We start from the raw sequence: 12,903 nt of genomic DNA, 5'->3' as shown, positions 1-12,903 counted from the left end.
GTACACGGTGCAGCAAGAGCCCGCCGCACGACGGCGGGCCCGAAACCGATACAGCGTCTTACGCGATGCGCGCCGCTTCGTCGAACGACAGGCGCGGCAGGCGCGGGAACAGGCCCGCCGGGTCACCGTAACCCAGGTTGACCAGGAAATTCGACTTGATGGAGGTGCCGGCGAAGAAGGCTTCGTCGACCTTGGCCGGGTCGAAGCCGGACATCGGGCCGGCATCCAGGCCCAGCGCGCGCGCAGCCAGGATCAGGTAGGCGCCCTGCAGGCTGCCGTTGCGGATGGCGGCTTCGTGGCGGCCTTGCTGCGGGCCGTCGAACCAGGCCTTGGCATCGGTGTGCGGGAACAGGTACGGCAGCTTCTCGTGGAAGTCCAGGTCGAAACCGATGATGACGGTGACCGGCGCGGCCATGGTCTTGGCCAGGTTGCCTTCGGACAGCGCCGGGGCCAGCTTGTCCTTGGCCTCCTTCGAGGTGACGAAAACGAAGCGGGCCGGCGTGGTGTTGGCCGCGGTGGGGCCCCACTTCACCAGGTCGTACAGTTCCTTCAGCAGGCTCTCGGGGACCGGCTTGTCGAGGAAGGCGTTCTGGGTGCGGGCCGTGCGGAACAGCTGGTCGAGGGCGGCGGCGTCGAGCGCGTGGGACATCGGTGGATCTCCAGGGCGGCGAAGGGAAGTCAGTGCCCGCGGGCGGCGCGGGGCGAAACGACGAGCCGCAGTGTAGAGTGTCGCGACTGTTGCAACACCCAGCAGGGCTGAAACGAATTAATGCCAATGGTGAAACGATCGAGCGCGCCGTGGACGGTCACTGACGGCCGCGCGGGCAATGTCCGCCAGGCGGTCGCGCTGGCCTCGGCACTGCGCCAGGGCACCCACCGACCGCTGCTCCTGCAACCGCGTGCGCCCTGGCGCTGGCTGTCGCCGCGGCGCCTGCCCGGCGATGTCAACGGCTACGGCGAGGCCTTTGCGTCACTGGCCAACGAGGCGCCGGCGCTGGCCATCGGCTGCGGGCGCCAGGCCGCTGGCGCGCTGCGCGTGCTGCGTGCACGCGGCAGCCAGGTGGTGCAGATCCTCGACCCGCGCATCAGCGCCCGCCATTGGGACGTGGTGGTGGTGCCCGAACACGATGCCCTGCGCGGCAGCAACGTGCTGACCCTGCTCGGCAGCCTCAACCCGGTGGACGATGACTGGCTGGCCTGGGGCCGCGCCGCGTTCGCTGGCTTCAGTACCCTGCCCGGCCCGCGCACCGCACTGCTGGTCGGTGGGCCGACGCCGCTGGCACCGTGGGACGAGACCGCGATGGTCGGCGTGTTCCAGGCGCTGGCCGAGCAGATCCGCTGCGAAGGCGGCAGCCTGCTGGCAACGACCTCGCGTCGTACGCCGCCGGCCCTGGCCGAGGTCCTGCGCGCGAAATTCGCCGACCTGCCGCACGTGATCTGGGGCGATGGCGGCGACGGCACCAATCCCTATGGTGGCCTGCTCGGCTGGGCCAACCGCGTGGTGGTCTCACCCGATTCGGTGAACCTGCTCTCGGAGGCGTGCGCCACGCGCATGCCGGTGATGGTGGCGCTGGCCAGTACCGCGCAGGGCCGCCTGGCGCGCTTCCAGCAGCAGCTGCGCGCGCGCGGGCGCCTGCAGCCGCATTGGCTGGACTGGCAGTACGACCGCATCGAACCGCTGCGCGAAACCGCGCGGGTGGCGGCGGAAGTGAAGCAGCGCCTGGCATTGGGGTAGTGCCGGCCGCTGGCCGGCAACGCTGTACCTGGCATCACGGTAGTGCCGGCCGCTGGCCGGCAACGCCGCACGCATGGCCAAACCCTGCCGTTGCCGGCCAGCGGCCGGCACGACCCGATTGCGCGGCGCAAGGGCGTGGATCGCCCGTTGCGCCGAGCAGCGTATGATCGGCGCGCGGGCCTGCCCGCCGTTCAAGGTATCGACATGGATCGTTTTTCCCGCCTGCCCCGCGCCGCGCTGCTGATCGCCAGCCTGCTGCTGGCTGCACCGGCCTGGGCCAACAGCACCGCCTGCCGCGAGCGCTCCCCGAGCGTGGCCTCGCAGGCGGCGATGCTGGACGTGGCCTGGACCACCGCCGAACGGCTGGACGCGCTGCCCGACGTGGACGTGGTGGTCGCCGCGCGCGGTGGCCAGGACCTGAGCCGCTACGGCCTGCGCCACAGCCACCTGGCCTTCCTGCTGCGCGAGGACGACGGCCGCTGGCGTGCGATGCACCTGCTCAACCGCTGCAAGACCGACAGCTCGCAGCTGTACCACGAGGGCCTGGGCAACTTTGTCGGCGAGAGTGGCGGCCATACCGACCTGCGCATTGGCGTGCCGTCGGCGCCGTTGCGTGCGGCCCTGCGCGCGATGCTGGTGTCGCCCTCGATCCAGCCCAAGGCGCTGCACGAAACGAAGTACAACGTGGTTGCCTACCCGTTCGCCACTGACTACCAGAACTCCAACCAGTGGGTGCTGGAAGTGCTGGCGGCGGCGATGGCGCAGGCCGAAGGCACGCCGGCCATCGTCAAGCGCGAACAGGCGCAGCACTGGCTGCGCCAGCAGAAATACCAGCCCAGCGTACTGCACATCGGCCTCGGCAAGCGCGTGGGTGCGCGCCTGTTCGTGGCCAACGCCACCACCACCGACCATCCGGCCGGCGAACGCATCTCTGGCAACTATTCGGTGGTGACGGTGGAATCGGTGTTCGACTTCCTGCACCAGCGCAGCCAGCTGCAGCAGGAACTGGTGATCCCCCATGTGCCGGTGGCCGGTGCCACCGCCGCCGCCCCCTGATTTCCCCGAGGAGAACGACATGCGTCCGCTGCTTGCCTCTGTACTGTCGACGGTGATCGTCACCGGCCTGGCCTGGTCCACGGCCGCCCACGCCGAACGCCGCATCGTGATCATCCATGACCCGGGCCCGCAGGGACCGAGCCTGGAAATGTCCACGCAGATGGTGGCCTCGGCCCGCGCCGCCGCCGCGAAGGAAGCCCAGGATGCGGCCGACGCCGGCCGGCCGCTGGCCCGCCCGCAGCAGATCAAGCTGCCGCAGATGGAGGTGAGCGCCATCGCCACCACCGTCGACGGCCGCCGCGAAGTGCTGCTGCGTGATGCCAATGACCCGCAGAACACGGCATCGATGCAGTACCCGCGCGGCGTCGGCGATCCTGCCGTGCAGTTCACCGTGGGCCAGACCGTGAACTTCGAGCCGACCGGCAACGACCAGGGCTGGCAGCTGAAGGACAACCAGGGCCGCCCGCTGGAATACCTGCCCGAGGCCACCGGCCCGCGCGACATCTTTGACACCCGGCGCTGAGCCGCCGCCCCACGCTGACCAGGAGGTCTCCATGCTCCGTTGCCTGCGCGTTTCCACCACTGCATTGCTGCTCTCGGCGCTGCTGGTGCCCACCGTCCATGCCGGCGCCGCGCCGCAGTTGAACAGCAGCGAGGCCAGCGTGATCGTGACCTCGTTCGTCGTGCTGTCGCTGCCGCTGGCGGCGTCGATGGGCCTGTCCGAACTGTCCAAGGCACCGTTCAAGGCCAGCGAGCGCAACGCCAGGGCGACCCGCACCAAGGCGGTGCCGCTGCCGCCGATGGAAGTGAAGAAGGTGGAGACCACGCCCACGGGCGAGCGCCAGGTGCAGCTGCAGGTACCGGACAAGGCCGACCACACCGCCACCCTGCGCTGGCCGGTGCAGCCGCAGGGCGAGAACCCGGCGGCGGCCTTCGTGGTCGGGCAACGGGTGCATTTCGACCCCACCGAGGCCGGTGCCGGCTGGAACGTGAAGAGCGCGCAGGGCCAGACCCTGGCCTATGTGCCGACGGCCTATGCCGCCGGTGACGTGATGAGTGAAGCGCTGTAAAGCTGAACGACCGGTTTTGGCTTTGCCGCAGGCCGGGCGGATAATGGGCGATCCCCTTTGTCCCCCTGGCTCGCCATGTCCGTGCGTCCTGCCCCTCTGTTTGCCCCGCTGACCCCACGCGCCCTGGTGCTGGCGGTACTGGCCATGGGTGCGGTGGTGCTGCTGTCCAACGTACTGGTGCAGTACCCGATCAACGACTGGCTGACCTGGGGCGCCTTCAGCTATCCGGTCGCGTTCCTGGTCAGCAACCTGATCAACCGTCGCTTCGGCCCGGGCCCGGCGCGCCGGGTGGCGTGGATCGGCTTCGCGGTGGCGGTGCTGCTGTCGATCTGGGTGGCCACCCCGCGCATCGCCATTGCCTCGTGCTCGGCCTTCATCGTGGCCCAGCTGCTGGACATCACCGTGTTCGACCGCCTGCGCCGCGGCAGCTGGTGGCGCGCACCGATGGTGGCCACCACCTGCAGCGCGACAGTGGACACCACCATTTTCTGGTCGATCGCGTTTGCCGGTTCCACCTTGCCGTGGGTGAGCTGGGCCGCCGGCGACCTGGCAGTGAAGCTGGCGATCGGCGTCTGCCTGCTGGCCCCGTTCCGCGCGTTGTTGTGGAAGATGGCGCCGCTGCGCGCGGCTGGCTGACCGCCATTGCTCTGGCAGGTGCCAACCTTGGTTGGCGCTTTGCATTCGTGCCAACCAAGGTTGGCATCTACCAACTGTAGTCCTCCGCCATCCGGCACTCAGGCGAACGGCAGCTCTGCCGCTCTGCACGCCGCCGTAATCGCTGCACACGCCTCTTCAATCGCCGGCGTGGTCGGGGCCAGTCGCGGGCGGCGGTCCAGCGTGCAGGCCAGGCCCACGTCCAACAGCGTGGCGTGCGCACCATGCAGCGCCTGCGCGGTGGCATCGGGCAGGAAACCGGCGACCGCCAGCGCATCGATCAACGACGGCGTGTCGCGCGGCTGCAGCAGCGCCGGCACCTGCGCGCTGCGCGCGAGTACCCCGGTCTGCAGCAGGAATTCCAGGTCCACCACGCCACCGGCACCCTGCTTCAGGTCCAGCCGCGCGGCGTCGCTGCGGTCCAGTTCAGTGCGCATGCGGCCACGCATCTTCAGCACGTCGGCATACAGCGTGGCCATGTCGCGCTCGCGCCCCAGCGTCTGTGCACGCACCTGTTCGAAGTCGGCCAGCAGGCTGGCATCGCCGGCCACGCCCCGCGCACGCACCAGCGCCTGGTGTTCCCAGGTCCACGCACGCTCGCGCTGGTACTCGGTGTAACTGGCCAACGAAGACACCAGCGACCCCTTGCCGCCATCGGGGCGCAGGCGCACATCGATGTCGTACAGGCGGCCGGCGGCAGTGACCGCACCGAGCAGCGCCATCACCTTCTGCGCGAGCCGCGCATACCAGCGCCCCGGCTCCAGCGGACGCGCACCGTCGCTGGCATCCACGCCGGCCGGGTGGTCGTGCAGGAACACCAGGTCCAGGTCGGAACCGAAGCCCAGTTCGAGGCCACCGAGGCTGCCGTAGCCGATGATCGCGAAGCGGCCACCGGGAATCGCGCCGTGCGCGGCGCGCATGTCCGCCTCGGCCATCGCCAGCACGGTGACCACCACCGCCTGTGCCAGTTCGGCCAGTTGCCGCGTGCTGTCCACCGCGCCCTGGCGACCGTCCAGCGTGGCCATCGCCATGCGGAAACTGAGCGCCAGCCGCGTCTCGTTGAGCCAGCGCAGTGCCGATTCGGGATCTTCGACCGCCAGCAACTGCTGGCATTCGGCCAGCATGCCGGCGGCATCGGGCATCGGACCGGACACGCGCACATCCAGCAGTTCGTCCAGCAGCAGCGGATACGCAGCCAGGCGCTCGGCCAGCAGCGCGCTGCGCGCCAGCACGTCGACCAGACGCGCCAGCGCGCTGGGCTGTTCGTCCAGCAGCGCCAGATAGCTGGTCCGGCGCAGCACGGCCTGCAGCAGGCCAAGCACGCGCTTGAGCGCGGCGTCGGGTTGCGGCGAACGCGTGGCCGCATGCAGCAGCGCCGGCAGTACGCGATCCAGCCGTGCACGCGCGGCGTCGGACAAGGACTTCACGCCGGTGCCCTGGGCGAAATCGCGCAGCGACTGGTCGGCACCATTGGCGTCGAGGAAACCCGCCTCGGCCAGCAGCGGTGCGTTGCTGCCTTCGGGCAGGCTGCGCCAGTAGTTGGCCAGCGCGTCGGGCGCGGCCTGGCCCTTGCGCGGCGCCAGCAGCGCGGCGAATTCAGTACTGACCCGCTGCTGCTGCACAGCCAATGCCGCGCGCAGCACGTCCCAGTCCGGGTAGCCGAGGCCGACGGCGATGCGCGTGCGGTCCAGCGCGTCGCTGGGCAGCACGTGGGTCTGTGCGTCGCGCAGCATCTGCAGGCGGTTTTCCAGGCGGCGCAGGAACAGGTAGGCCTCGCGCAGCGCGCTGCCATCCTCGGGCGCGATCTGCCCTGCGGCCACCAGCGCGTCCAGCGCCACCAGCAGGCGGCGCTCGCGCAGCGCGGGCTCGCGGCCACCGCGGATCAGCTGCAGCGCCTGGCACAGGAACTCGATTTCGCGGATGCCACCGGCGCCGCGCTTGATGTCTTCGTGCAGCTCGCGGCGCGCGACTTCGGCGGTGATCGCCGCCTTCATTTCGCGCAGGCCATCGAGCGCGGTGAAATCCAGGTAGCGGCGGTACACGAACGGGCGCAGGGTCTGCAGCCACGCTTCACCCGCCGGGATATCGCCGGCGACCGCGCGTGCCTTCAGCCACGCATAGCGTTCCCAGTCGCGGCCTTCGCGCTGGAAGTACTGGTCCATCGCCGCGAACGACAGCGCAACGCGGCCGGCGCTGCCGAACGGGCGCAGGCGCAGGTCGACGCGGTGGCTGAAGCCATCGACGGTGGTTTCGTCCAGCAGCTTGGCCAGGCGCTGGCCGAGGCGTGCGAAATACTCTTCGGCGGCCAGCGCGCGCGGACCGTCGGATTCGCCGCCGTGCGGATAGGCGTAGACCAGATCGATGTCGGAACTGAAGTTGAGCTCGCCGCCGCCCAGCTTGCCGAGGCCGAACACCACCAGCTGCTGCGCGGCACCGTCGCCATCGCGGACCACGCCGTGGCGCTGTGCGAATTCCTGCTGCAGGGCATCCAGCGCCAGCCGCAGGCAATCCTCGGCCAGGGTGGTGGCGCCGGCCAGGGTCTGCGCCACGTCGTCCAGCCCGGCCAGGTCACGCCAGATCAGTCGCGTGGACATGGCGGTGCGCCAGCGCCGCAGCTGTGCGGGCCAGTCGCTGGGTTGCAGTGGGTCGAGTATCGGGGCCGGGATCGGCGGGCAGCCGGGCGCGGCCAGCTGCGCCAGCAGCGCCGGTTGCCGCACCAGGGTGTCCAGTGCGAAGTCGCTGGCTACCGCCAGCCGGGTCAGCAACGGCAGCCATTCCGTGGGGATGGGCCCGGGCAGGACCTGGGCCAGGCGCGCCAGGGCGCGGTCGACAAGGGGCTGCAGGGCGGCGGGCAGTTCTGCGGGAGCAAGAGTCATGGGCGGATTGTATCGACCCGGCTGGGACGCGACGGACCCGGTAGTGCCGGCCGCTGGCCGGCAGATCCGATGACCTGGTAGTGCCGGCCGCTGGCCGGCAGATCCGCTGACCCCGCCGAACGTTGCCGGGGTTGCCGGCCAGCGGCCGGCACTACCGATAATGGGCACCGCGCATTCATACGGGGCGACAGGCAATAAAAAAGCCCGCTTGCAGCGAACTGCCAGCGGGCTCTGCTCCCTCCCCCACGTCGGGATGCAGGGCCATCGTGCGGGCTGCGAAAGCAGTTTGCACGCTGCACTGCAAAACAGAACCGGTGGGTATGGGTGAGCCCCTGGGGGAAAAGCCATTCCACGAAGGTAGACCCCCCCGTACGGATGAGGATGGCCGATAATCGGGTTTCCCCCCAGAAACACTGTCGTCATGTCTGTTGATCGCATCGCCAACGCGCGTCTCCGTGACCGCGTGGTCTCCGCCGAGGCCGCAGCCGCGCTGATCCAGCCCGGTGAAACCGTGGCCATGAGCGGCTTTACCGGCTCCGGGTATCCCAAGGCCGTCCCCGTCGAACTGGCCCGCCGCATCGAAGCGGTGCACGCCCAGGGCCAGCCCTTCCAGATCAAGCTGATGACCGGCGCCTCCACTGCGCCGGAACTGGATGGCGCGCTGGCCAAGGCCGATGGCATCGCCATGCGCATGCCGTTCCAGAGCGATCCGGATGCGCGCAACCGCATCAACGAGGGCAAGCTGGATTACATCGACATCCACCTCAGCCACGTCGCCCAGCACGTGTGGTTCGGCTTCTATGGCGAGATCGATACCGCCGTGATCGAGGTCTCGGCCATCCGCGAGGATGGCTCGCTGGTACCCTCCACCTCGGTCGGCAACAACAAGACCTGGCTGGACCTGGCGAAGAAGGTGATCGTCGAGGTCAACGAATGGCAGCCGGCCGGCGTCGACGGCATGCATGACATCTACTACGGCACCGCGCTGCCGCCGCACCGCAAGCCGATTCCGCTGGTGAACGCCAACGACCGCATCGGCGACACCGCGCTGCGCTGCGACCCGGACAAGATCGTGGCCGTGGTGCGCACCAACGGCCCGGACCGCAACAGCCCGTTCAGCCCGATCGATGCGACCAGCGAGCAGATCGCTTCGCACCTGATCGAGTTCCTCAAGCACGAAGTGAAGAAGGGCCGCCTGCCGCCGAACCTGCTGCCGCTGCAGTCGGGCGTGGGCAACATCCCCAACGCCGTGCTGGCCGGCCTGGCCAAGAGCGGTTTCCGCGACCTGGCTGCGTTCACCGAAGTGATCCAGGACGGCATGCTCGACCTGCTGCGCGACGGCGTGCTGAGCTACGCCTCGTGCACCGGCTTCGCGCTGAGCCCGCAGGCCAACGAGACGTTCAAGGAGAACATCGATTTCTACCGCGAGCGCATCATCATGCGCACGCAGGAGATCTCCAACCATCCCGAACTGGTGCGCCGCCTCGGCTGCATCGGCATGAACGGCATGATCGAGGTGGACATCTACGGCAACGTCAATTCGACGCACGTGATGGGCACGCGGATCATGAACGGCATTGGCGGTTCGGGTGACTTTGCCCGTAACGGTTTCCTGTCGGCGTTCCTGAGCCCGTCCACTGCCAAGAACGGCACCATCTCGGCGATCGTGCCGATGGCCAGCCATGTCGACCACACCGAGCACGACGTGTCGGTGATCGTCACCGAACAGGGCCTGGCCGACCTGCGCGGCCTGACCCCGCGCAAGCGCGCGCAGGTGCTGATCGACAACTGCGCGCATCCGGATTTCCGCCCGCAGCTGCAGGACTACTTAGACCGTGCCAGCCGCGAGAGCTACGGCAAGCACACCCCGCACCTGCTGCCGGAAGCGCTGTCGTGGCACCAGCGCTGGCTGGATACCGGCACGATGAAGGGCTGACCCCGGGTCCGGACATCGGGTAGAGCCGGCCGCTGGCCGGCTTCCCCCTACAGCCGGCCAGCGGCCGGCTCTACCTTCACGCGGCGCCCGGCCAGCGGCCGGCTCTGCCTTTACGCGGTGCGCAACGCCGCCAGCGATTCGGCCTGCAGCCGCTCGTAGATCTCGAACTCGTCATTCACCGCCACGCCCAGCGCCTGCTCGAAGGCGTCGCGGTTGGCATGCGCGGCATACGCGCGCTGTTCTTCGCCACCCAGGTTCGACTGGAAGATGCCCGCGGCACTGACCGGCAGGAAATCCTCGTAGACGATCGGATCGGCCGTGGCCAGGCCTGCGGCCACCAGCACTTCGGCCGGCAGATCGGCCACGCGCTCCGGCGCGGCGCGGCCGGCGTCGGTCAGCTGGTAGCGGTAGTAGCCCAATCCTTCCTGGCGCAGCGTGTCATGGTCATCCGGGAAGCTGGCGAACACCGCCTGCAGGCGCTGGCCGTAGTCGCCACCGGTACTGCCTTCGCCGCCGGCATCACGTGCCTGCGACAGCAGCTGGTCGTACAGCGCGCGGCCCTTCGGGGTCAGCGCAAGGCCGCGCTGTTCGATCTCGCCGAAGCGCGCGGTGTGGGTGCCGGCATCGCCACCGTCCGCATCCGGGAAATGCACGGCCTCTTCCAGCGCCTTGAAGCTGGTCTGGCGCAGCAGGATCGGGCAGGCGCGGCGCGGCGGGCCTTCGATCACCGCCTTGGCCGCCATGCCGTGCTCGATCATCGCCGCCTGCGCGGCGTCGATGTCCAGCGTGCGCGGGGTCAGGTGGTTGATGTGCGGGCCGCGGAAACTGACCACGTCGGCCACCAGCCGGTGCGCGTTGTGCAGCGCGTGGTAGGTCGGCAGGTCGACCGTGGCATCGCCGTGCCAGCGGAAGGTCTCCAGGGCTTCATCGACGAAGCGCTCGGCGTCGGCCTGCGACAGCCCACCGTCACGCTCGGCCTGGTCGATCAGCGCCAGCGCACCATCGGTGAAGATGCGGCGGCGTGCCAGGATCTTCGCCGATTCGGCACGCAGGGCTTCGTCTTCGATCAACTCCAGGCGCAGCAGCGAGGTGAACACGCGGAACGGATTCTGCGCCAGCGCCGCGCCGGTCAGCGGCCGGAACGCGGTGGAGTGCACCGGTACGCCGGCCACCGACAGGTCGTAGTAGCCGACCGGGTACATGCCCATCACTGCAAACAGGCGGCGCAACGTGGCCAGCTCTTCGGCGGTGCCGACGCGGATCGCGCCGTGGCGCTCCTCGTCCAGGCGCGCACGCTCGTCGTTGCGTTGCAGCTGCGCGGCCAGTGCCGGGTCCTGGGCAAGCACCTGCGCGTTGATCCGCTCCACCAGTTCCACCAGCGTGCCGTACAGCGGCACTTCGGTGCGGTACATGCGGGACATGGCCTGCGCGAACAGGCGGCGGATCACATCAGGCGAAACGAAAGAGGCGCTCATCAGTCACTCGATCACGGGAACGGGAACAGCTCGGACCCGTATTGTCGCCGGAGCGCGGTGCGGCGGCGATATGCAGAGCAACATGACCGGGTAGCGCCGGCCGCTGGCCGGCAACCTCCTGATGCCTGGAAGGGTGCAGTTGCCGGCCAGCGGCCGGCACTACCGCTTCAACTGACGCTTCAGCGTGGCATCCAGGGTAATCGGCCGGTCCCAGTGCCGGTAGCTGGCCACGATGGCGTGGCGCACGGCACGGTAATGCAGGTTCTCCGGCCTGGTGGGCATGCGCTTCACCACGGCCTCCCAGCCGCCCTCCGGGTTCTGGCTGAAGGCGCGCACGCTGTCGCGGCAGGTCTGTCCGCTGGCCTTGGCCCAGAAACAGGCGAAATAGATATCCCCGGCCTGCCAGCCATGGGTGGTGAACAGCGCATTGAGGTAGCCGCGGGGGACATCGGCGTAGCGCGACACTTCATCGAGGAAGGCGTCAGGGTAGCGTTCGGCGTAGTGGTTGATGTCCTGCAGCTGGGCATCGATCCAGCGGTCACCGGTTTCCACCGTGTAGTCCGCCGAACGCTCGGCGGTCTGCTGGGCCAGCACGGTGGCCGGCACCAGCAGCAGGGACAGCAACAGCGCGCGCAGTCGGTGGTTCATGCTCCGATTCTGCCGCAGCCGCTGCGCCCTGTCAGGCCGCCGCGGCGGCCTTGGCCTCGATCGCCGCCAGCGCAGCCGGCCAGTCGCGGGCGGTATCGGCAGTGACCATGCGCGGCTCGTCATCGGCCACGCCGTGCTGGGTCTCGTGGGCCCAGGTCACCGCGTAGGGGGTATGCACGCCCCAGCCACCGAGAGTGACCACCGGCTCGATATCCGAACGCAGCGAGTTGCCGACCATCACGAAGCGCTCCATCGGCAGGTCGAACTCGGCCAGCACGCGAGCGTAGGTTTCCGGGTCCTTCTCGGAGACGATCTCGATGCGCGGGAACAGCTCGCCCAGGTTGGCGACCTTGATCTTCGCCTCCTGGTGGAACAGGTCACCCTTGGTGATCAGCACCACCGGGTAGTGCTCGGCAATGGCCGCCACCGCGTCGCGCACTCCGTCGATCAGCTCCACCGGGTGACGCAGGGTGTCGTGGCCGATGTCGAGGATGCGCTGGATGTCCCGGGCCTCGATGCGCTGGCCGGTGATGTCGATGGCCGCTTCGATCATCGACAGGGTCATGCTCTTGACGCCGTAGCCGAAGGTGCCCAGGTGGCGCTGCTGCACTTCCAGCAGGTGGCGCGCGGTCTGGGTGTCGTGCACGTCGACGTAGCGCGACAACAGGTCAAGGTAATCCTGCTCGGCCTTGCGGTAGTAGTCCTCGCTCTTCCACAGCGTATCGTCACCGTCAAAACCGACCAGGCCGATGGCGCGCGACGGCGCAGGCATGGAGGTGTTCATCGGTCAAGGATACAGGGGCCGCGATGACGGGAAAAACCCGGGCGGCCACCGCCGCCCGGGATCCATGCACCGGTCTTCCCGAATCGGGTCTGGATCAGCGGCCCTGCGCCGCGCCGGCACCCGCGCCGGCCTGCTGGGCGGCCACGTAGGCCTTGTACTCGTCGGCGCTCAGCTCGCCGTCCTTGTTGCTGTCGGCTTGGTCGAATACCTGGGCCAGGCCCGCGTTCACCTGGGCCTCGGACTTGCTGATGGTGCCGTTGCCATCGGTATCGATGCTGGCCCAGGTCTGGCCACCGCCGTTGGCCTGCGCCGAGGCCGCTGCAGCCGCGTTGGAGGCCTGGTCGGCCGCCTGGCCCGCCTGTGCCGCCGCCTGCTGGGCCTGCGCCGCTTCATTCTGCGCATGTGCGGCCTGCTGCTTGGCCGACTGGGCCATCGCCGGGAGGGCCAGCACGCTGGCGGCGGCGACGATCAGGGCGATCAGGGGCTTGCGGTTGCGAATAGTCATCAGGGGTGTCTCCTACCTGTTGGGTGGTGTTGCGCGGCCTGTTGTTTCCGCACGGCACCTACCCTGCCACCGCGATTCTGAATCGATTTTGCCCCGCGACTGGCATGCACACACACGATTAACCACTCGCCGCCACGCATGCTTTAGCGCGGTGGTTAGAGTGA

General features: G+C 69.0%; 12 protein-coding genes. 6 read left to right on the top strand and 6 right to left on the bottom strand.

Annotation, left to right across the window (positions count from 1 at the left end; translation table 11 throughout):
* Positions 1 to 58: 58 nt before the first annotated feature.
* Positions 59 to 649, bottom strand: coding sequence for a malonic semialdehyde reductase (locus LRM18_RS15835; protein WP_064237526.1), 591 nt, complete (start codon positions 647 to 649; stop codon positions 59 to 61).
* A gap of 126 nt (positions 650 to 775) precedes the next feature.
* Between LRM18_RS15835 and LRM18_RS15830 the strand changes: the two genes are divergently transcribed.
* The 5 genes from LRM18_RS15830 (at position 776) to LRM18_RS15810 (ending at position 4,497) form a co-directional block, all read left to right on the top strand.
* Complete coding sequence (locus LRM18_RS15830) at positions 776 to 1,735, top strand: mitochondrial fission ELM1 family protein (RefSeq protein WP_270954995.1); 960 nt, start codon at positions 776 to 778, stop codon at positions 1,733 to 1,735.
* A 204-nt stretch (positions 1,736 to 1,939) separates the two neighbouring features.
* Entirely contained in the window at positions 1,940 to 2,791 is an 852-nt protein-coding gene (locus tag LRM18_RS15825) for a DUF2145 domain-containing protein (protein WP_270954994.1), read from the top strand.
* A gap of 19 nt (positions 2,792 to 2,810) precedes the next feature.
* On the top strand, positions 2,811 to 3,314 hold the full coding sequence (locus LRM18_RS15820) for a hypothetical protein (RefSeq protein WP_270954993.1): 504 nt from the start codon (positions 2,811 to 2,813) through the stop codon (positions 3,312 to 3,314).
* 31 nt (positions 3,315 to 3,345) lie between these two features.
* On the top strand, positions 3,346 to 3,861 hold the full coding sequence (locus LRM18_RS15815) for a hypothetical protein (RefSeq protein WP_270954992.1): 516 nt from the start codon (positions 3,346 to 3,348) through the stop codon (positions 3,859 to 3,861).
* A gap of 75 nt (positions 3,862 to 3,936) precedes the next feature.
* Positions 3,937 to 4,497 carry a queuosine precursor transporter gene (locus tag LRM18_RS15810; RefSeq protein WP_057494557.1) on the top strand — a complete coding sequence of 187 codons (561 nt, stop codon included), beginning with the start codon at positions 3,937 to 3,939 and terminating at the stop codon, positions 4,495 to 4,497.
* A gap of 98 nt (positions 4,498 to 4,595) precedes the next feature.
* Here the strand turns inward: LRM18_RS15810 and glnE are convergent, their stop codons facing one another.
* Complete coding sequence (gene glnE, locus LRM18_RS15805) at positions 4,596 to 7,391, bottom strand: bifunctional [glutamate--ammonia ligase]-adenylyl-L-tyrosine phosphorylase/[glutamate--ammonia-ligase] adenylyltransferase (RefSeq protein WP_270954991.1); 2,796 nt, start codon at positions 7,389 to 7,391, stop codon at positions 4,596 to 4,598.
* A gap of 421 nt (positions 7,392 to 7,812) precedes the next feature.
* Between glnE and LRM18_RS15800 the strand changes: the two genes are divergently transcribed.
* Positions 7,813 to 9,327, top strand: coding sequence for an acetyl-CoA hydrolase/transferase family protein (locus LRM18_RS15800; RefSeq protein WP_270954990.1), 1,515 nt, complete (start codon positions 7,813 to 7,815; stop codon positions 9,325 to 9,327).
* 110 nt (positions 9,328 to 9,437) lie between these two features.
* Here LRM18_RS15800 and LRM18_RS15795 read toward each other — a convergent pair whose 3' ends face one another.
* From LRM18_RS15795 to LRM18_RS15780, 4 genes are all read right to left on the bottom strand, one after another.
* On the bottom strand, positions 9,438 to 10,802 hold the full coding sequence (locus tag LRM18_RS15795; RefSeq protein ID WP_270954989.1) for a VOC family protein: 1,365 nt from the start codon (positions 10,800 to 10,802) through the stop codon (positions 9,438 to 9,440).
* Between the two features lie 159 nt (positions 10,803 to 10,961).
* Positions 10,962 to 11,450, bottom strand: a complete 489-nt coding sequence (locus LRM18_RS15790) for a hypothetical protein (protein WP_150827434.1) — start codon at positions 11,448 to 11,450, stop codon at positions 10,962 to 10,964.
* Between the two features lie 31 nt (positions 11,451 to 11,481).
* Positions 11,482 to 12,234 carry an HAD family hydrolase gene (locus LRM18_RS15785; protein ID WP_049468641.1) on the bottom strand — a complete coding sequence of 251 codons (753 nt, stop codon included), beginning with the start codon at positions 12,232 to 12,234 and terminating at the stop codon, positions 11,482 to 11,484.
* 94 nt (positions 12,235 to 12,328) lie between these two features.
* The gene (locus LRM18_RS15780; protein WP_057494561.1) at positions 12,329 to 12,739 is read right to left on the bottom strand and encodes an EF-hand domain-containing protein; all 411 of its coding nucleotides are present in this window, start codon (positions 12,737 to 12,739) and stop codon (positions 12,329 to 12,331) included.
* Positions 12,740 to 12,903 lie beyond the last annotated feature (164 nt).

It is taken from the genome of Stenotrophomonas sp. PI_27, from assembly GCF_027854495.1.
GTDB classification, from domain to species: domain Bacteria; phylum Pseudomonadota; class Gammaproteobacteria; order Xanthomonadales; family Xanthomonadaceae; genus Stenotrophomonas; species Stenotrophomonas pavanii.
This window is presented reverse-complemented; position numbering and strand designations above follow the sequence as displayed.